The sequence below is a fragment of the Nocardioides sp. FY1077 genome, from assembly GCF_058681775.1.
In genome coordinates, this window is record NZ_JBZWDB010000001.1 from 917,478 (window position 1) to 935,674 (window position 18,197).

Below are 18,197 nucleotides of genomic sequence, written 5' to 3' on the forward strand. Positions count from 1 at the left end.
GACCGGGACCATTCGCGACCCGAGCGGCTACTCGTCGCCGGTGAGGTTGAAGCCGCGCAGCCGGCGACCGGTGGCCCACACGCCGACGCCGACGACGACCAGCGTGGCGATCGCGGCGTACGCCAGGGGCAGGTCGTCGGAGAGGTCGACGTCGGCGATCGCGTCGACCACCTCGGCCGACCAGCGGGTGATGCTGACCCAGCGGATGCCGTCGAGGAGGCCGCCGAGCAGGCCCTCCCAGATGAGCAGGTAGATCAGCCCGACGACCACCGCGTGGCGGGTGACGACCGACAGGTAGCCGAACAGCGCGCAGTAGGCGAGGCCGCCGGTGAGCGCGGCCACCGCGAAGCCGACGGCCAGCGACGGCGACGTCGGAAGCAGCACGAACCCGGCGACCAGCAGCGGGACCGCGGCGAAGACCGCCACGCACAGCGCCGCGACCAGCAGCTTGCTCACCACGATCACGTGGCGCGAGATGGGCTTGGCCAGCAGGTAGGAGATCGACCCGTCGTCGATCTCGGGCGCGAGCACCCCGGAGGTGGCCAGCAGCGCCACCAGCGGGACGACCACCGCCAGGCCCAGCCCGTAGAGGGTGTCCTGCGCCGCGTCGGCGTCCTCGCCGACCAGCACCCGCACCAGCACGGCCAGGGCCAGCACCACCACGGGCAGCACGAACAGCAGCACCCCGCGCCAGCGTCCGAAGACGCTGCGCAGCGCCAGGCGCACGATCGTCGGGGAGATCACGACGACACCAGGTAGGCGAAGACGCTCTCGAGCGACTCGTCGGTCGGGGTGACCTCGAGCAGGCGCACCCCGTGGGTGCGGGCCAGGCGGGGGAGCACCTCGCTGAACCGGCCGAAGTCGCCGGCCTCCACCTCCATGCCGCCCTCGGCGCGCAGCCGCACCCCCCGCACCGAGGCGTCCGCCAGCAGCGCCGAGGCGAGCAGCCGGTCGTCGCCGGTGCGGAGCACGAAGCGGTTGGGACGGTCGGTCATCAGCCGGCGGATGGCGCCGAAGTCGCCGGACGCGGCGTGCCGACCGGCCACCACCACCTCGATCTGGCGGGCCACCTGCTCCACCTCCTCCAGGATGTGGGAGCTGAACAGCACGGTGCGCCCCTGGGCGCCCATCGTGCGCAGCAGCTCCATCAGGTGCATCCGCTGGCGCGGGTCCATGCCGTTGAACGGCTCGTCGAGCAGCAGCACCGACGGGTCGTGCACGAGCGCGGAGGCCATCTTGATGCGCTGGCGCATGCCCTTCGAGTACGTCGAGATCGCACGGTCCTGCGCGTCGGTCATCTCCACCAGCGCCACCGCCCGCTGCGCCGCGGCGCCGGGGTCGGGCAGGCCGTGCAGCTCGGCGTTGGCCACCACGAACGCCCGCCCGGTGAGCTGGTCGAAGAGCGCCTCGCGCTCCGGCACCAGCCCGAGGTGGCGGTAGACCTCCTGGTTGCGCCACAGCGGCGCGCCGTCGAGGGTCACCGTGCCGGTCGACGGCGCCAGGAAGCCCGACATGAGCGCGATCAGCGTCGTCTTGCCGGCGCCGTTGGGCCCGAGCAGACCGGTGACGCCGGGGCCGATCGTCATGGAGATGTCGTTGACGGCCACGACGTTGCGGTACCACCGCGACACGTGGTCGAGCAGGATCTCGCTCATGCCCCGACCTTCCGGTAGCGCAGCAGCAGGGCGCCGACCGCCCCGAGCGCGGTCAGCACCGCGGCGACCAGGTAGAGCAGCCCCATCGCGGTGCCCTCGGGCGGGGTGGGGGTCGCGGCGGGGGAGTCGAAGAGGAACACCTGCACGCCGTTGACCAGCGTGTAGGGCGAGAACAGCCCGGCCACCTCGCCGACGCGGTCGTTGTCGGTCTCAGACGAGATGCCCTGCACGGTGGTGACCACGGTGTAGCTGACGACCAGCACCACCACGACCGCCGCCACCGCCAGCCCGCGGCGCACGGTCAGCGCGGCGACCACCGCGGCCAGCCCGGCCAGCAGCACCGCCAGCAGCGCCGCGCCGGCGAGTCCGCCGAGGAACCGCCCGGTCTCGCGGCCCACCGGCAGGTCGGCCAGCAGGCCGCCGACGTACATCAGCAGGAGCGGGGAGCCGATCAGCACGAACGTGGCGACCGCCAGCGAGGCGAACCGCACCAGCACGTACGTCGAGCGCCGCATCGGCCGCGCCAGGTAGAGCGTGAGCGTGCGGAAGCGCAGGTCGCGCGAGATCAGCGCCGGCGCCTGGGCGGCCACGAACACCGAGACCAGCAGCTGGGTGGTCAGCGGGTAGGTGGAGTAGGCCACGATCTGGCTGTCGAGGCCGAGCAGGCCGCGGGCCTGCACCAGCACCCCGACCAGGATCAGCGCCGGCAGCAGCATCAGCCCCAGCAGGATCATCGGCAGCACCTTCGAGCGCGCCGAGCGGCCCAGGCCGTAGGTGTTGCGCAGGCCGGTGACGAAGAACGCCCACGCCACGGCGCGCTCGCCGAGCCGCGGCCCGCCGTACGGGCGGTAGCCGAGGTCGTGGATGACCCCGCGCGGGGCCTCAGACGGGCTGGACACGGCCGGCTCCTCCCTCGCGGAAGACGTCCTCGATGCGGTGGTGGCGCTCCTGCATCCGCACCAGCCCGAGGCCGAGGTCGACGACCAGGTCACGCACGACGTCGCGGGTGTGCTCGTCGCGCACGTCGACCTCGACCAGGCCGGGACCCGCGGGACGCGCGGTGTGGCCGCCGTCGAGCAGCGCCTGGCCGAGCAGCCGGTCGGCGTCGGCGCGGCCCTGCACCTCCACCAGCAGGCTGCCGGTGGCGTGCAGGAAGTCCTGGGTCGCCGACGACTGCAGCAGCCGGCCGCCGTCGAGCACGACGACGTGGTCGCACACGCGCTCCAGCTCGCCGAGCAGGTGGGAGGTGACCAGCACCGCGATGCCGAACTCGGTGCCGATGCGGCGCACCAGCGCCAGCATGTCGTCGCGCGCGGAGGGGTCGAGGCCGTTGGTGGGCTCGTCGAGCAGCACCAGCCGCGGGTCGTGCACCAGCGCCTGGGCGAGCTTGGCGCGCTGCTTCATGCCGGTGGAGTAGCCGCCGATGGGGCGGTAGCGCTCCTCAGCGAGTCCGACGTGGCGCAGCACGTCGGAGGCCCGCTCGCGCGCGGCGGCGTACGGCAGGCCCGACATCTGGCCCAGGTGCACCACCAGGTCGCTGGCCGACACGTCGGCGGGCAGGCAGTCGTGCTCGGGCATGTAGCCCACCAGGCCGCGGATAGTGGCGCCCTCGGTGGCGACGTCGTGGCCCAGCACGCGGGCGCCGCCGCTGGTGGCCGGCACCAGCCCCAGCAGGATCTTGATCAGCGTCGACTTGCCCGCGCCGTTGGCGCCCACGAGGCCGGTGACGCCCTCGTCGACGCGGACGTCGAGACGGTCGAGCGCGGTGACGCGCGGATAGGCCTTGGTCAGCCCCGCGGTCTCGATGACGGCCACGGCGACACCGTAGCGTCCCGGCACCCCCGTCGGCCCGCCGCCGCGCGTTCACCCCCAGGGGTGGGCGTAGACCGGCGTCGGGGCGGGCACGGTCGCTGCACTCGGTGCACACCCGTGCGCCCAAGCGAGAGGTTCCTCCATGGCCGGCCACACCCCCGTCACCTCCGGCACGAAGCCGGGTCGCACCCTGTCGATCGTGGGCGCCGTCCTCGGTGTGCTGGCGCTCATCGTCCTGCCGATCGTGCTCGGACCGATCGGCGCCGTGCTGGGCTTCGTCGGCTACTCGAAGGGCGACAAGCCGTTCGGGTTGTACGTCGGCATCGGCTGCATCGTCGCCACGGTCGTCGGCCTGCTGCTCGGCGTCGCGATCCTCGCCGGGATGAGCTGACCCCACGCAGCACTGCTCCCGCCGGGGCTCGGCAGGGCCCGCACCGGGCGTCGAGCCGGGCCCCGCGGGGTGAGGTAGCGGCCTGCGGGGCTCCACATACTGGGGCCCCGCCCGCGCCCCAGGAGGACCACCATGCCGCTGAACCGACGTACGTTCCTGTCCGGTGCGGGCGGCCTCGCCGCCACCGCGGTCCTCGGCGGCTGCGCCGGGCTGACCGGGTCGGGCTCCGGGAGCGGCGAGAGCAAGGCCGGCACGCTGCGCTTCATGACGTGGGGCAGCGACGCGGAGGCCGCGGCGTTCACCCGTCTCGCGAAGGCCTTCGAGAGCGGCCGCAGCGGCGTGTCGGTGGACCTGCAGGTGGTGCCGTACGGCGAGATGTTCACCGGCATCGACGCCCAGCTGCAGTCGGGCACCGCGCCCGACATCTTCCGCGTCGACTACGGCAACCTCGGCGTCTACAGCAGCCGCGGCGTGCTGGCCGACCTCACCTCGTCGCTCGACTCCTCCCTCACCGACGACCTCATCCCGGCGCTGCTGCAGGCCGTGAGCTTCGAGGACAAGGTGTTCGGCGTCCCGCAGCAGACCGACACCACCGCGGTGCTCTACCGCCCCGACCTGCTCGACGCCGCCGGCGTCAGCGGCATCCCGACCTCGCTCGACGCGGCCTGGACGTGGGACCAGTTCAGCGACGTCAACGACCGCCTGCTCGGCTCGCTGCCCGGCGACGTGAAGCCGTTCTGCTACGACTGGCAGGAGCTCGGCGCCTTCCGCTGGCTGACCTGGCTCTTCGAGGCCGGCGGCCGGCTGCTCGAGGACGACCTGACCACGCCGGCGCTGGTCAGCGACGCCGGCCTCAAGGCCCTGGAGTTCACCACCAGCTTCTTCGAGAAGGGCTGGGTGCCGCAGAACACCTCGGTCAAGGCCGCCACCTACCCCGACGCGGCGTTCATCTCCGGGCAGGTCGCGATGGCCTTCGCCGGCAACTTCCTGCTGCCCGCCATCGAGGAGGGCATCGGCGGGAAGTTCGAGTACGAGGTGACCTACCAGCCGCGCGACGTGCGCGCCTCCTCCGACCTCGGCGGCAACGCGCTGGTCGCGACCGCCGACTCCGCCAACCAGGACCTCGCCGCGGAGTTCCTGGCGTTCATGGTGGAGCCCGAGAACATGAAGAGCTTCTGCGAGGAGACCCTCGAGCTGCCGACGCGCCAGTCGCTGGCCGAGGAGACCCTCGACTTCGCCGTGCGCCCCGACCTGATGCCGGTCTACGTCGACCAGTCGACGACGCTGACCGCCGAGGACGTCGCCCAGGTGACCGTGCCGTACTTCGGCCAGGTCAACACCCTGCTGCAGGACCAGCTCGAGCTGGCCTTCCGTGGTCGCCAGGACGCCGAGGAGACCCTGCAGAACATCGCGGACGGCATCACGGCGGCCTCGGACTGATGGCCACGGCTCACCCGGTGGGTCCGGCAGCGGGCCCGGCCCCGGGCTCGGGGCGTACGACGCCCGCCGCACCCGGCCGCCCGCGGCGGCGCTGGGCCGACCAGGTCACCGGCTGGGCGTTCGTCGCGCCCAACCTGGTGCTGCTGGTCCTGTTCCTGTTCGTGCCGCTGGGCTGGGCGTTCGTGCTGTCGTTCCAAGAGGTCGGCTCGTTCGGGCCGGCCACCTGGGTGGGCCTGGGCAACTACCGCACGCTGGTCGCCGACCCGGTCTTCTGGCGCACGCTGCTCAACACCGTGGTCTTCACCGCCGTCACCGTGCCGACCAGCGTGGCGATCGGCCTGGGCCTGGCCGTGCTGCTCGACAAGGCGCTGCCGGGGCGTGGGCTGTTCCGCACGATCATCGTGCTGCCGATCGTGATCAGCGGCCTGGTGACCTCGCTGATCGGCCTGCTGATGTTCGGCGAGGGCGTCGGCATCGCCAACGGCGTGCTGCGCTCGGTCGGCCTCGGCGACCTGCCGTGGCAGACCAACGGGACGCTGGCGATGGCCTCGCTGGTGCTGATGACGCTGTGGACCCGCGTCGGCTTCGCGATGGTCGTCTACCTCGCGGCCCTGCAGGACGTGCCGGGCGAGCTGCACGAGGCCGCCGCCCTCGACGGCGCCGGGCCCTGGCAGCGCTTCACGCAGGTCACCGTGCCGACGGTGCGGCCCACGACGTTCTTCCTGCTGGTGGTCAACGTGATCTGGTCGTTCCAGATCTTCGACGTCGTCTACGTGATGACCAACGGCGGCCCGGGCTACGACACCTCGATGCTGGTGACCTACGCCTACGACCGCGGCTTCGGCCCGGCCAACCTCTACGGCTACGGCTCCACCCTCGGCGTCGTGCTGTTCGTGCTGACCCTGCTGCTCACCCTGCTGCAGCTGAGGCTGCGCCGCGACGACGTGCAGGGCCCGGCGTGAGCCGGCCGGTGCGGGTGCTGGTGTGCACCCTGGTCGCGCTGGTGATGGTGTTCCCCGTCTACTGCATGGTGGTCGTGGCGTTCACGCCGCGCTCGGAGCTCTTCTCCTCCGGCACCCACCTGTGGCCGCAGGACCCGACGGTCGTGAACTTCACCGACCTCTTCGACCGTTTCCCGATCGGGCTGTGGTTCACCAACTCCCTCACGGTCGCGGGCATCACCACCGTGCTGTCGGTGACGGTCAACCTGTTCACCGGCTACGCGTTGGCCAAGGTGCGCTTCGCCGGCCGCTCGCTGCTGTTCCTGCTGGTCCTCAGCACGCTGATGATCCCGGCGCAGGCGATCATGATCCCGCAGTTCCGGGTGGTCTCCGGCCTGGGCCTGTACGGCACGTTCTGGGCGGTGATCCTGCCCTCGGCGTCCACCGCGCTCGGCATCTTCCTGGCCCGCCAGTTCATGCTGTCGATCCCCGACGAGCTGCTCGAGGCCGCGCGCATCGACGGCGCCGGCAACCTGCGCATCTTCGCCAGCATCGTGCTGCCGCTCTCGCGCCCGCTGATCGCGGTGATGGTGCTGCTGGCGTTCATGGGCCAGTGGAACGAGTTCCTGTGGCCGCTGATCACGCTGAAGAACCCCGACCTCTACACGCTGCCGGTGGCCCTGCGCTTCCTGCAGGGCCAGTTCGACCAGAACTACGGCGGGCTGATGGCGATGGCGCTGCTGGCCAGCCTGCCGCTCGTCGTGCTGTTCCTGTTCCTGCAGCGCTCGTTCGTGGAGGGCCTGACCAGAAGCGGGATCAAGTAGCCCGCTGCGGGTCGCACCTGTCGCGGCGGCGGCGGCGTCGTACTGGGAGGCGAAAACTGCCACATGGTGCCTGAAATTTCGGCCACCATGTGCCGGTTTCCCCGGCCGGCCGGGGAAACCGCCCGCCCCCCTCAGCCCAGCGCAGCGGCGACCACGTCGCGGGCCTCGGCCTGCACCTGCGCGAGGTGGTCGGGGCCCTGGAACGACTCGGCGTAGATCTTGTAGACGTCCTCGGTGCCGGACGGGCGGGCGGCGAACCACGCCGACTCCGTGGTCACCTTGAGCCCGCCGATCGCGGCGCCGTTGCCCGGGGCCTCGGTGAGCCGGGCGGTGATCGGCTCGCCGGCCAGGGTCGTGGCGGTGACGGCGTCGGGGGTGAGCGCGGCCAGCGCGGCCTTCTCCTCGCGGGTGGCCGGGGCGTCCACGCGGGCGTACGCCGGGTCGCCGTGCTCGGCGACCAGCGCGGCGTAGCGCTGCGAGGGGGTCTCGCCGGTGACGGCCAGGATCTCCGCGCCGAGCAGGCAGAGCAGCAGTCCGTCCTTGTCGGTGGTCCAGGGCGAGCCGTCGCGACGCAGGAACGACGCGCCGGCCGACTCCTCGCCGCCGAAGCCGAACGACCCGTCGAGCAGGCCCGGCACGAACCACTTGAACCCGACCGGCACCTCCACCAGCGGGGCGCCGATCGAGGCGGCGACCCGGTCGATCATCGACGACGACACCAGCGTCTTGCCGATGCGCGCCGCTGCGGGCCAGTCCGGGCGGGCACCGTCGAAGAGGTGGCCGATCGCGACGGCGAGGAAGTGGTTGGGGTTCATCAGCCCGGCGTCGGGGGTGACGATGCCGTGCCGGTCGGCGTCGGCGTCGTTGCCGGTGGCGATGTCGAACTCCGCGGCCCGGGCGACCAGGGAGGCCATCGCCGACGGCGAGGAGCAGTCCATCCGGATCTTGCCGTCCCAGTCGAGGGTCATGAAGCGCCACGTCGGGTCGACCAGCGGGTTGACCACCGTGAGGTCGAGGCCGTGGCGCTCGGCGATCTCGCCCCAGTAGTGCACCGCGGCGCCACCGAGCGGGTCGGCGCCGATGCGCACCCCGGCCGCGCGCACGGCGTCGAGGTCGACCACCTGGGGCAGGTCGTCGACGTAGCTGCCGAGGAAGTCGTACGGCGCGGCCGCGGCCCGCGCGCGGGCGAACGGGATCCGCCGCACTTCCGCGAGGCCGCCGGCGATCAGCGCGTTCGCCCGCGCGGCGATGGCCTTGGTGGCGTCGGAGTCGGCCGGGCCGCCGTGGGGCGGGTTGTACTTGAAGCCGCCGTCGGCCGGCGGGTTGTGCGACGGGGTCACCACGATGCCGTCGGCCAGCCCGGGACCGGTCGTGCGGCCGCCGTTGGCCCGCAGGATCGCGTGGGACACCGCGGGCGTGGGGGTGTAGCCGTCGCGGTCGTCGACGAGCACGGTGACGTCGTTGGCGGCGAGCACCTCGAGCGCGGTGGCCCAGGCCGGCTCGGAGAGGCCGTGGGTGTCGCGGCCGACGAACAGCGGGCCGTCGTAGCCCTGCTCGCGGCGGTGGTCGCAGATGGCCTGGGTGGTGGCCAGGATGTGGGTCTCGTTGAACGACGTGCGCAGCGACGAGCCGCGGTGGCCGCTGGTGCCGAAGGCGACCTGCTGGTCGACGTCGTCGGGATCGGGCACCCCGGTGTAGTACGCCGTGACGAGGTGGGCGACGTCGACGAGGTCGGCGGGCTCGGCGGGCTGTCCGGCACGGGGGTGGCTCATGGGCGACATCATGGCGGGCAAAGCGCAGCGGCGGTACCGCGACCGGCCTACGATTACGACATGCGTCACTCCAGTCACACGGGCCCCACGCCCGCAGGCTGCTGACCCCGTGCCTCACGCCCGCCCCGCCGCGCTCCTCGCGCTCGCCGTGGCCTGCTTCGCGCTCGGCCCGTGGGTGCTGCTGCTGGCCCTGGCCTCGCTGGCCCACCCGCGCGTGCGGGCGTGGTGGCGACCCACCCGGCAGGGCGTCGTGGTGACGGCGGCGGGCGCCCTGGCCCTGGCCGGGGTGCTCGTGGTGGTGCCCGACGGGTGGCTGCCGGTGCCGCCGGGCCCCGGTGCGCTGGTCACCCCGGGCTACGTCGGGCGCCCCGTCAGCGCCGAGCCGCTGCCCGGGCTCGCCGGCCGACCGGGCCCGCGCGGGGAGTCGCCGTCGGTCGAGTCGTCGTGGTTCGGGCGCTGCTGGGGCGTGCAGGCCGCGGGCGACGGGGTGCTCGCGCGCTGCGGCACCACGCTGCGGCTGCTCGACGCCGGCTCGCTGCGCTCCCGCAACACCCTCGACCTCGGCGAGCCGGTCGCCGACGGCGGGTGGGCCTGCGCGTCGGCGTACGGCGTGAGCGGCGACCGCGCGGTGGTGCCGACGCCCGGGCGGCGGGTGCTCGACGTGGCGGTGGTCGGCGACGCGCTGGAGGTGACGCGGGCGGTGGACGTGTCGGGACAGGTGCCCGAGGGCGACTGCCTGGTGGCCGCGGCCGCCCAGGGCGCGCGGCTGTGGTTCGTGACCCGCGACGGACGGGTGGGCGTCGTCGCCGTCGACGGAGCCGTGCGCACCCTCGACCTCGGCGAGACCGTCGGCCAGGCGCCGCTGGTGGACGGCCGCGACGTGTACGTCGTCTCGACCGCCGCGGCCTACCGCGTGGTGCTGCGCCGCGGCCGCCCCGTGGTGGAGTGGCGCGCGGCCTACGACCGCGGCGAAGCGACCAAGTCGGGCCAGCCCGACCAGGGCAGCGGCACCCCGCCGGTGCTGCTCGACGGCGGGCTGCTCGCCCTCACCGACAACGCCGAGCCGCGCGCCCACCTCGTCGTGCTCGACGCCGCGCGCGGGCGCGAGGTCTGCACCGCGGCGCTCTTCGCCGACGGCGCCAGCGCCACCCGCGGACCGCTGGCCTCGGTGGGCCGCGGCGTGGTCGTCGCCAACACCGCGGGCTCGGCCGGGTGGGCGCCCACGCTGCTGGGCCGCGCCCCCGCCGGCGGGGTGGTGCGCGTCGACGTCGACGGCGGCGAGTGCGTGGAGCGCTGGTCGAGCGACCTGGTCGCGCCGTCGGGCGGGGTCACCGTCTCGCCGGTCACCGGGCTGGTCTACGCCGCCACCAAGCGGCGCAGCCCTTGGGGCGCCGACGGCTGGTACCTCACCGCCCTCGACGCCGCCACCGGCCGCACCGCGTTCGGCGTGCGTCTGGGGCTCGGCCCGCTGGCCGACCCCGCCGACCCCACCGGCTCCCCGGTCGCCCTCGACCCCGCCGGCGCGGCGTACGTCGGCACCCGCGGCGGCGTCGTGCGCGTGCGCGACGGCGACTGAGCGTCCCGTCGGTCGAGCAGGGAGGAGCGCCGGCTCGAGCCCCGGTGTGTCCGCCCGTCGGTCGAGCAGGGAGGAGCGGCCGGCTCGAGCCCCGGTGTGTCCGCCCGTCGGTCGAGCAGGGAGGAGCGGCCGGCTCGAGCCCCGGTGTGTCCGCCCGTCGGTCGAGCAGGGAGGAGCGCCAGCGACGAGCGTCGTCGAGACCTCCGCAGCCGACGCTGGTGCGTCGTGCGAGGCGTCGACCCGGAGGCGGCTCGCGGGGGTCTCGATGACGCTCGGGCCTCCGGCCCTCGCTGCTCGACCTCCGGTGCCGCTGGACCTAGGGGTAGCTGATCCCGGTGACGTCCTGGCTGAGCTCCCAGAGCCGGCGCTGGGCGTCGGGGTCGTGGGAGAGGGCGTTGCTGGTGACCACCTGGGGGGCGCCGGAGACCTCGCCGAGGCCGCTGGGACCGCAGTACGTCGAGCCCGGCAGGTCGGCGGTGGCGGCCATCAGGGTGGGCCAGGCGCCGGCGGCCGCGCTCTGGGTCACCGCGCGGGTGGCGCCGCCGAGCACGGAGGCCACCAGGTTGCTCGAGCGGCCCACGGTGCCGTTGGCGACCAGGTGGGTGCCGGCGACCCCCGGGTGGGCCGCCATCGCCCGCACCGGCACCTCCGCCTCACGGGCGCGCCGGTCGAGCTCGTGGGTGAACAGCAGGTTGGCCAGCTTGGTCTCGCCGTACACGCGCCAGCGGCTGTAGCGGCCCTGCTGCGTGCGGGGGTCGCCGAGCGGGGCGCGGCGCGCCATCCGGTGACCGAGCGAGGAGACCGCCACGACCCGGGCGTCGCCGGACGCGACCAGCTGCGGCAGCAGCAGGCCGGTGAGCAGGAACGGGCCGAAGTGGTTGGTGGCCATCTGCAGCTCGAGGCCCTCGGCGGTGCGGGTGTGGGGCGGGGCCATCACGCCGGCGTTGTTGACCAGCACGTGCACGGGCCCCAGCCCCTGGGCCTCGGCGGCCGCCCGGCGCACCGAGGAGAGGTCGGAGACGTCGACCACGAGCCGCTCGAGCGCGGGCGCGGTGACCTCCGCGCGGATCGCCCGCTCGGTCTCGGCCAGCTTCGACTCCGTGCGCCCGGCCAGCACGACCCGGGCGCCGCGGCGGGCGAGCTCGAGGGCGGTGTGGTGGCCCAGGCCGCCGAGGCTGGTGCCGGTGACCACGACGGTGCGCCCGGCCTGGTCGGGCACGTCGGCGAGGCGCCAGGTGTCGACGGGGGCGGTCACGACGCCGCTCGGGTCGGTCGGAGGGTGTCGTCGGCGGTCATGCCCCGAGCCTAGAGGGCGGGCCCGACCGGGGGTGCGGTGGCGAAGCGCACCGCCAGCATGGCGACGTCGTCGTCGAGCGCGCTGGCCGCGGTGTCGTCGAGCACGGCGTCGACGAACTGCCCGACCGGCAGCCGGTGGTGGCGCCGCGCCGCGGCGACCAGCCGCTCGAGCCCGACGTCGAGGTGCTCGTCGCGCCGCTCCACGAGGCCGTCGGTGTAGAGCAGCAGCAGCGACCCGTCGGCGACGGGGGTGCGGTACTCGTTGCGGGGCGCCGTGGGGTCGACACCGACCATCAGGTCGGCGAGGTCGCCGTGCAGCAGGCGGCAGCCGCCGTCGGGGTCGACCAGCAGCGGCGGCACGTGGCCGGCGTTGGTCCAGCGCAGGTGCTGGCTGGCGCCGTCGTCCCCGTCGCCGTAGACGCTGGGCTCGACCCAGGCGTAGACCAGGCTGGCCATCGCGTCGATGTCGAGGTCGCGCATCGCGGCGTCGAGGCGGGTGACGTTCTGCGAGGGCGCGTCGTCCACCGACCAGGCGAAGGCCCGCAGCATCGTGCGCAGCTGGCCCATCGTGGCGGCGGCCTCCACGTCGTGGCCCACCACGTCGCCCACCATCAGGCTGACCGAGCCGGTGGGCAGGACGACGGCGTCGTACCAGTCGCCGCCCACCTGGTCGCGCTCGGTGGCGGGCCGGTAGCGCGCGGCCATGTCGAGCAGGTCGGTGGCGGGCAGGGCCGGCAGCAGGGCGCTCTGCAGCACGACCAGCGCGTCGACCTGGGCCTGGGTGAGCAGCGCCCGCTTGATCGCCTGCGCGGTGTAGGACGCCAGCGCGCCGAGCGTGAGGTGGTCGTCGTCGCTGAGGCGGCGGGGCTCCTCCCACACCAGCGCCATCGCGCCGAGCACCTCGCCGCGGTCGGCGAGCGGCCAGCAGGCCCGGCCCTGGCCCACCTGGTCGCGGTAGTCGACGTCGGGGTACTCCTCGTGCTGGGTGGCGACGTCCTCGAAGGCCAGCGGGCGCATCGTGACCACACAGTGCCCCACGGGGTTGCCGGCGTCGACGGCGAGCTCGCGGTTGAGCTGCGCCGAGCGCCAGCTGTCGCCCTCCGGGCTGACGTAGCGCAGCAGCCCGCCCACGCCGCGGGCCACCGCGGGCAGGTCGGCGGAGCGGCTCGGGTCGTGGGCGTCGGTCACCCACACCCCCGCCCGCACGCAGCCGAGCTGCTCCACGGCCACCCGCTGCAGGGCGCCTGCCACGTCGGCCAGGGTGCGGGTCGCCGACAGCGCCTCGCTCAGCGCGAGCAGCACCCGGCTGCGGTGGGCCAGGTCGTTGGCCAGCTGCGCCGAGGCGGCCGCCACCTCGCGCAGCGCGCTCTCCGCCACGGCCGCCGAGCATGCGGCGGCGAGGTCGGCGAGCACGGCGAGCTCCTGGTCCTCCCAGGTGTGCGGCTCGCTGTCGATCGCGCACAGGGAGCCGACGACGCGGCCGTCGTGGTCGACCAGCGGCCACCCGGCGTACGCCACGACGTCGAGGTCGGGGATGGCCAGGTTGTCGCGCAGCCGGTCGTCCTCGCGGGCGTCGCTGATCACCAGCGGGGCGCCGTCGGCCACGACGTGCTGGCAGAAGGAGTGGGTGAGGGGGGTCTCCCGGGCCGAGGCCCACGGCTCGGCCAGGCCGACCATGCCGGGGAACCACTGCCGGTCGGGCTCGACCAGGGTCACCAGCGCCACCGGGCAGCCGAGCAGCCGCTGCACCATCCGGGCGTAGGCGTCGTACGGCGTGGGGTCGACGGGCCCGGCGCTCTGGGCTCGGCTGCTCATGGGTGGACCCTTCGTGGTGGCGTCGTCGCCGGTGTCCTGCCATGGTCGCCCGCGCCCGGTGAGGCGACGAATCCCGGCCCGCCGGCGGCGGGCGCACGTCGGGGCGGGGCCGGGCCGGGCGGGGTCACCGGGTGGTTCCGCCGAGTTCACCGAGGTGGTGCCCGTGCAGGGCTGGGCGTGGCCCCGGTGGGCGCCTAGCCTCGGCAGGGTCAGCGTCACTTCATCTCGGGAGCGATCATGATCACGTCCAGCACAGCCCTGCCCAGCCCGGGCGTCACCCCGACCACCACCCCGGTCACCACCCCGGCCGCCGGCGCCGTCGCCCGCGCGGGCGCCGTCCTCGCCCTGCTGCTCGCCGTCCTGGTGGCCGGCCCGCAGCCCGCCGGTGCCGCGCCGGCCGACACCGCCAACCCCTACGACCGCGGCCCCGACCCCACGGCGGCCGGTCTCGCCGCCACCGGGCCTTACACGACCTCCTCCACCACCGTGTCGCGCACCGCCGCCAGCGGCTTCGGCGGCGGCACCATCTACTACCCGACCACCACCGCCGACGGCACCTTCGGCGGCGTCGCGGTCTCGCCGGGCTACACCGCGTCGCAGTCGTCGGTCGCGTGGCTCGGCCCGCGGCTGGCCTCTCACGGCTTCGTCGTCTTCGTCATCGACACGAACTCGCGCTACGACCAGCCCTCCTCCCGCGGCGACCAGCTGCTCGCCGCGCTCGACCACCTCACCCAGCGCAGCACCGTGCGGACGCGGGTCGACGCCTCCCGCCTGGCCGTGATGGGCCACTCGATGGGCGGCGGCGGGGCGCTCGAGGCCGCCAAGGACCGGCCCTCGCTGCAGGCCGCCGTGCCGCTCACGGCGTACAACACCGACAAGACCTGGCCCGAGGTCACCACGCCGACGATGATCATCGGCGCCGAGGACGACACCGTGGCCTCGGTGTCGCGCCACTCCGAGCCCTTCTACGCCGGGCTGCACGCCACGACGCCCAAGGCGTACGCCGAGCTCGCCGGCGCCAGCCACTACGCGCCCAACACCACGAACCCCTCGATCAGCCGCCTCTCCATCGCCTGGCTGAAGCGGTTCGTCGACGACGACCTGCGCTACCAGCAGTTCCTGTGCCCGGCGCCGGTCGACAGCCGGCTCTCGGAGTACCGCGCGACCTGCACCTGGTGACCTGCGCCGGCCTCGGCCGGCACCCCACCAGCGACCCCGGTGCCCGTCAGGGCGCCTGCGCCTGCGCCTGCGCCTGCGCCGCCGAGGCCGCCGCCACGGCCGCCGTCACGTCGCGGTAGGTGCCGTCGAGGTCGCCCTCGGCGGCGGTCACCACGTGCGTGCCGGGGGTGGCGGCGACCAGGGCCGTGAGGCGGTCGTGCACGTCGCCCAGGGCGGCGTCACCGCCGTCGTCGGCGACCACGCGACGCACGGCGTCGTGGTGGGGGTCGTCGGCAGGGCGGCGGTGGAAGCGGGCGACGGCGTCCGCGCGCGTGGTCGTCAGCACGACGTGCACGTGCACCGCGCCCCCCGCGGTCGCCGCACCCCGGAACCGCGCGAGCTCCTCCGCGCGGGCGATCAGCTGCGGCAGCACGACGTCGTGGCCCTCGGCGAGGTAGGCGGTGATCATCGCCAGCGCCGCCGGCCGCACCAGCTCGCCGGCCCCGCCGAAGTCGTCGCGCCAGCCGCCGATCATCGTGCGCAGCACGTCGATGTCGCAGGCGAGCGTGCCGGGGTGCTCCTCGGCCCAGCGGGCCGCCACCGTGCTCTTGCCGATGCCCGGGGGGCCGTTGAGGTGGATCAGCCGGCTCACGCCGCGACCCTACGACGCCCGCCGGCCCGGCGCCCGGCGTCCTGGCGGGTGGGTGTGGTCGGCGGCTCGGTGGGCGGGACGTCATGCGAATGGTGGGTGCGACTCCACGGAACGTATGACGCTCGGGCGGCCGCGGGGGGTGCGCGGCGGGTCGGTGGGCGGGACGTCATACGGATGGTGGGTGCGACTCCACGGAACGTATGACGCTCGGGCGGCCCCGGGGCTCGGCGGGCGGGACGTCATACGAATGGTGGGTGCGACTCCACGGAACGTATGACGCTCGGGCGGCCCCGGGGTGCGCGGCGGCTCGGCGGGCAGGACGTCATACGAACGGTGGGTGCGACCCCACGGAACGTATGACGCTCCACCCGACCACCCCACCTACGATGGCGCGGTGTCCGCCCGCCTCGCCTCGATGCACCGGTTCCCGGTGAAGTCGTGCCGGGGGGAGGACGTCGGCCAGGCGGTGGTGGAGCCCTGGGGGCTGGCCGGTGACCGGCGGTGGATGGTGGTCGACGAGACGGGCCGGGCGGTGACGGCGCGCCAGGCCCACGGGCTGCTGCTGGTCGACCCCGCGCTCACCCCCGACGGGCTGCTCCTGCGCGCCGTCGGCCGCGAGCCGCTGGCGGTGGCCGTGCCCGACCCGGCCCGGCAGGTGCCGGTGTCGCTGTGGAGCTCCGAGCTCACCACCGCGGCGGCCGGGGTCGAGGCGGACGCGTGGTTCAGCGACGTGCTCGAGCGCAGCGTGCGGCTGGTGCACCTCGACGATCCCATGCGCCGCGCCACCAGCCCCGCCTTCAGCCGCGCCGACGACCGGGTGTCGCTGGCCGACGGCTACCCCCTCCTCGTGGCCAGCGAGCAGTCGCTGGCCGCGCTCAACGACGTGGTCGTGGAGCGCAGCGAGGGCGCCCACGACCCGCTGTCGATGACCCGCTTCCGCCCCAACGTGGTGGTGTCCGGCACGGCTGCGTGGGTGGAGGACGACTGGCGCGTGCTGCGCATCGGCGGCGCGGTGTTCCGCGCGGTGAAGGGCTGCGCCCGCTGCGTGATCACCACCCTCGACCCCGACACCGCCGAGGGCGGGCGCGAGCCGATCGCGTCGCTGGCGCGCCTGCGCCGCTGGGACGGCGCCACCTGGTTCGGCGTCAACCTGGTGCCGGACGTCGAGCCCGGCGCCGCGCCGGTCACCCTCCGCGTCGGCGACGAGGTCGAGGTGCTGGAGGCGGCCGAGCCCGGTGGCGGCCCGCTGCGACCCGCGGTCTGAGCGCCGCGGGAGCACGATCAGCCCAGCGCGAGCCGCAGCGCGATGGCGAGCATCACCACGCCGATCACCACGTCGAGCACCTGCCAGGCGCGGGGCCGGGCGAACAGGCCCGAGGCGAGGCGTGCGCCGTACCCGAGGGCGGTGAACCACAGCAGCGACGCCGCGCACGCCCCGCCGGCGAACCACCAGCGGCCCTCGTCGCCGTGCGTGCTCGCCACCGAGCCGAGAAGCAGGACGGTGTCGAGGTAGACGTGCGGGTTGAGCCAGGTGAGCGCCACCGCGGTGGCCACCGCCATCCTCAGCGTGCCGTCGGCGCCGGACGCCGCACGCAGGGCCGAGCCGCCGGCCCGCGCGGCGAGCAGCGAGCGCACGCCGTACGCGGCCAGGAACGCCGCGCCCAGCCAGCGCACCACGTCGAGGGCGAGCGGCGCCTGCTCGACCAGGGTGCCGATGCCGGCGACGCCGGCGAGGATCAGCGCCAGGTCGGACACGGCGCACACCGCGACGACGGTGGCGACGTGGCGGCGCAGCAGCCCCTGGCGCAGCACGAACGCGTTCTGCGCGCCGATGGCCACGATGAGGGAGAGCCCGGTGAGCAGGCCGGCGCCGAGGTCGAGGATCACGCGGTCGACGCTAGGCGCTCACCGGCGTGAAGCCCAGCGAAAGAAACTCGGGGTCGGTTAGCGTCGCTTCATGGACCTGCAGCCCGCCCAGCTCGCCGCGCTCGTGGCGATCGCCGACCACGGCACGTTCGAGGCGGCCGCCCGCGCGCTGCACGTCACGCCGAGCGCGGTGAGCCAGCGCATTCGGGCGCTGGAGACCCTGGCCGGGCAGGTGCTGCTGCGGCGCACGACGCCGTGCACCCCGACGCCGGCCGGTGAGCGGCTGGTGCGCCTGGGCCGCGAGACCAGCCTGCTGTGGGCCGAGGCCCGCGAGGAGCTGGCGGCCAGCGGGGTGGTGGTCGAGCTGCGGGTGGCGGTCAACGCCGACTCGCTGGCGACCTGGTTCGGCGGTGTGCTCGGCGCCGTCGGGGCGTGGGACGGCGTGGCCCTGCGCCTCGACGTGGAGGACCAGGCCACCTCCACCGACCTGCTGCGCCGCGGCGAGGCGCTGGCGGCGATCACCAGCGACCCGGTGGCCGTGCAGGGCTGCACCGTCGAGCCGCTCGGGGTGCTGCGCTACCGCCCGGCGGCCTCCCCGGGCTTCGTGCAGCGGTGGGTGCGCGGCGGGCGCGCCGACTGGGCGCGGATGCCGGTGGTGGTGTTCAACGAGAAGGACGCCCTGCAGGACGACCTGCTCGCCGAGCGAGGCCTGGGTCGCCCCCCGGTCGTGCACCGCGTGCCGACGTCCGCGGACTTCCACGAGGCCGTGCGCCACGGCCTCGGTTGGGGCCTGCTGCCCGAGCCGCAGCTCGACCCCGACCTCGAGGCCGGGCGGCTGGTGCTGCTGGCCGCGCGCGCCCGGGTGGACGTCGCGCTCTCCTGGCAGCGCTGGCGCCTCGACTCCCCGCTGCTGGCCCGGCTCACCGACGTCGTACGCCGGGAGGCCGCGGCCGTGCTGCGCCCCGCCCCGCCCTTGTGACGCGGTGTCCAGGATCCGGT

At 74.6% G+C, this 18,197-nt stretch carries 17 protein-coding genes; 8 read left to right on the forward strand and 9 right to left on the reverse strand.

Annotated elements, in window-relative coordinates; translation table 11 throughout:
• Window positions 1-27 precede the first annotated feature (27 nt).
• From AC4OR8_RS04280 to AC4OR8_RS04295, 4 genes are read right to left on the reverse strand one after another with little or no spacing between them, the layout of a single operon-like run.
• On the reverse strand, window positions 28-744 hold the full coding sequence (locus AC4OR8_RS04280; RefSeq protein ID WP_492164331.1) for an ABC transporter permease: 717 nt from the start codon (window positions 742-744) through the stop codon (window positions 28-30).
• Complete coding sequence (locus AC4OR8_RS04285) at window positions 741-1,655, reverse strand: ABC transporter ATP-binding protein (protein ID WP_492164332.1); 915 nt, start codon at window positions 1,653-1,655, stop codon at window positions 741-743. Before AC4OR8_RS04285 ends, AC4OR8_RS04280 begins: the two co-directional genes overlap by 4 nt.
• Entirely contained in the window at window positions 1,652-2,554 is a 903-nt protein-coding gene (locus AC4OR8_RS04290) for an ABC transporter permease (RefSeq protein WP_492164333.1), read from the reverse strand. The genes AC4OR8_RS04285 and AC4OR8_RS04290 overlap by 4 nt, the downstream gene beginning before the upstream one ends.
• On the reverse strand, window positions 2,538-3,470 hold the full coding sequence (locus AC4OR8_RS04295) for an ABC transporter ATP-binding protein (RefSeq protein WP_492164334.1): 933 nt from the start codon (window positions 3,468-3,470) through the stop codon (window positions 2,538-2,540). The genes AC4OR8_RS04290 and AC4OR8_RS04295 overlap by 17 nt, the downstream gene beginning before the upstream one ends.
• Window positions 3,471-3,609: 139 nt before the next feature.
• Between AC4OR8_RS04295 and AC4OR8_RS04300 the strand changes: the two genes are divergently transcribed.
• The 4 genes from AC4OR8_RS04300 (at window position 3,610) to AC4OR8_RS04315 (ending at window position 7,063) form a co-directional block, all read left to right on the forward strand.
• A complete protein-coding gene (locus tag AC4OR8_RS04300) occupies window positions 3,610-3,858 on the forward strand; it encodes a hypothetical protein (protein ID WP_492164335.1) in 249 nt (82 codons plus the stop codon).
• A 132-nt stretch (window positions 3,859-3,990) separates the two neighbouring features.
• Window positions 3,991-5,298 (forward strand): extracellular solute-binding protein, encoded by a 1,308-nt coding sequence (locus tag AC4OR8_RS04305; RefSeq protein WP_492164336.1) that lies wholly within the window; start codon window positions 3,991-3,993, stop codon window positions 5,296-5,298.
• Window positions 5,298-6,260 carry a carbohydrate ABC transporter permease gene (locus AC4OR8_RS04310; RefSeq protein WP_492164337.1) on the forward strand — a complete coding sequence of 321 codons (963 nt, stop codon included), beginning with the start codon at window positions 5,298-5,300 and terminating at the stop codon, window positions 6,258-6,260. Before AC4OR8_RS04305 ends, AC4OR8_RS04310 begins: the two co-directional genes overlap by 1 nt.
• Window positions 6,257-7,063 carry a carbohydrate ABC transporter permease gene (locus AC4OR8_RS04315; RefSeq protein WP_492164338.1) on the forward strand — a complete coding sequence of 269 codons (807 nt, stop codon included), beginning with the start codon at window positions 6,257-6,259 and terminating at the stop codon, window positions 7,061-7,063. The genes AC4OR8_RS04310 and AC4OR8_RS04315 overlap by 4 nt, the downstream gene beginning before the upstream one ends.
• Before the next feature lie 131 nt (window positions 7,064-7,194).
• Here AC4OR8_RS04315 and pgm read toward each other — a convergent pair whose 3' ends face one another.
• Window positions 7,195-8,835 (reverse strand): phosphoglucomutase (alpha-D-glucose-1,6-bisphosphate-dependent), encoded by a 1,641-nt coding sequence (gene pgm / locus AC4OR8_RS04320; RefSeq protein ID WP_492164339.1) that lies wholly within the window; start codon window positions 8,833-8,835, stop codon window positions 7,195-7,197.
• A 109-nt stretch (window positions 8,836-8,944) separates the two neighbouring features.
• On the opposite strand from pgm, the gene AC4OR8_RS04325 reads away from it, so the two are divergent.
• Window positions 8,945-10,411, forward strand: a complete 1,467-nt coding sequence (locus AC4OR8_RS04325) for a hypothetical protein (protein WP_492164340.1) — start codon at window positions 8,945-8,947, stop codon at window positions 10,409-10,411.
• A gap of 316 nt (window positions 10,412-10,727) precedes the next feature.
• On the opposite strand, the gene AC4OR8_RS04330 is transcribed toward AC4OR8_RS04325, so the two are convergent.
• Together AC4OR8_RS04330 and AC4OR8_RS04335 are read right to left on the reverse strand one after the other, a co-directional pair.
• Complete coding sequence (locus AC4OR8_RS04330; RefSeq protein WP_492164341.1) at window positions 10,728-11,666, reverse strand: oxidoreductase; 939 nt, start codon at window positions 11,664-11,666, stop codon at window positions 10,728-10,730.
• A gap of 50 nt (window positions 11,667-11,716) precedes the next feature.
• Window positions 11,717-13,522 carry a GAF domain-containing SpoIIE family protein phosphatase gene (locus AC4OR8_RS04335; RefSeq protein ID WP_492164342.1) on the reverse strand — a complete coding sequence of 602 codons (1,806 nt, stop codon included), beginning with the start codon at window positions 13,520-13,522 and terminating at the stop codon, window positions 11,717-11,719.
• 237 nt (window positions 13,523-13,759) lie between these two features.
• Between AC4OR8_RS04335 and AC4OR8_RS04340 the strand changes: the two genes are divergently transcribed.
• Window positions 13,760-14,701: an alpha/beta hydrolase family protein gene (locus AC4OR8_RS04340; protein WP_492164343.1), complete on the forward strand. Its 942-nt coding sequence runs from the start codon at window positions 13,760-13,762 to the stop codon at window positions 14,699-14,701.
• Window positions 14,702-14,747: 46 nt separating this feature from the next.
• On the opposite strand, the gene AC4OR8_RS04345 is transcribed toward AC4OR8_RS04340, so the two are convergent.
• The gene (locus tag AC4OR8_RS04345) at window positions 14,748-15,332 is read right to left on the reverse strand and encodes an AAA family ATPase (protein WP_492164344.1); all 585 of its coding nucleotides are present in this window, start codon (window positions 15,330-15,332) and stop codon (window positions 14,748-14,750) included.
• A 394-nt stretch (window positions 15,333-15,726) separates the two neighbouring features.
• Here AC4OR8_RS04345 and AC4OR8_RS04350 point away from each other — a divergent pair, with 394 nt between their 5' ends.
• Entirely contained in the window at window positions 15,727-16,596 is an 870-nt protein-coding gene (locus tag AC4OR8_RS04350; RefSeq protein WP_492164345.1) for an MOSC domain-containing protein, read from the forward strand.
• A 17-nt stretch (window positions 16,597-16,613) separates the two neighbouring features.
• On the opposite strand, the gene AC4OR8_RS04355 is transcribed toward AC4OR8_RS04350, so the two are convergent.
• On the reverse strand, window positions 16,614-17,219 hold the full coding sequence (locus AC4OR8_RS04355; RefSeq protein WP_492164346.1) for a LysE/ArgO family amino acid transporter: 606 nt from the start codon (window positions 17,217-17,219) through the stop codon (window positions 16,614-16,616).
• Window positions 17,220-17,289: 70 nt separating this feature from the next.
• On the opposite strand from AC4OR8_RS04355, the gene AC4OR8_RS04360 reads away from it, so the two are divergent.
• Window positions 17,290-18,177, forward strand: a complete 888-nt coding sequence (locus AC4OR8_RS04360) for a LysR family transcriptional regulator ArgP (RefSeq protein WP_492164347.1) — start codon at window positions 17,290-17,292, stop codon at window positions 18,175-18,177.
• Window positions 18,178-18,197: the final 20 nt, after the last annotated feature.

Bases quoted from the DNA above. Each gene is read 5' to 3' on its own strand.
- AC4OR8_RS04305 (WP_492164336.1), top strand. From the start codon at position 3,991: ATGCCGCTGAACCGACGTACGTTCCTGTCCGGTGCGGGCGGCCTCGCC.
- AC4OR8_RS04300 (WP_492164335.1), top strand. From the start codon at position 3,610: ATGGCCGGCCACACCCCCGTCACCTCCGGCACGAAGCCGGGTCGCACC.
- AC4OR8_RS04340 (WP_492164343.1), top strand. From the start codon at position 13,760: ATGATCACGTCCAGCACAGCCCTGCCCAGCCCGGGCGTCACCCCGACC.
- pgm (WP_492164339.1), bottom strand. From the start codon at position 8,835: ATGAGCCACCCCCGTGCCGGACAGCCCGCCGAGCCCGCCGACCTCGTC.
- AC4OR8_RS04285 (WP_492164332.1), bottom strand. From the start codon at position 1,655: ATGAGCGAGATCCTGCTCGACCACGTGTCGCGGTGGTACCGCAACGTC.
- AC4OR8_RS04360 (WP_492164347.1), top strand. From the start codon at position 17,290: ATGGACCTGCAGCCCGCCCAGCTCGCCGCGCTCGTGGCGATCGCCGAC.
- AC4OR8_RS04335 (WP_492164342.1), bottom strand. From the start codon at position 13,522: ATGAGCAGCCGAGCCCAGAGCGCCGGGCCCGTCGACCCCACGCCGTAC.
- AC4OR8_RS04310 (WP_492164337.1), top strand. From the start codon at position 5,298: ATGGCCACGGCTCACCCGGTGGGTCCGGCAGCGGGCCCGGCCCCGGGC.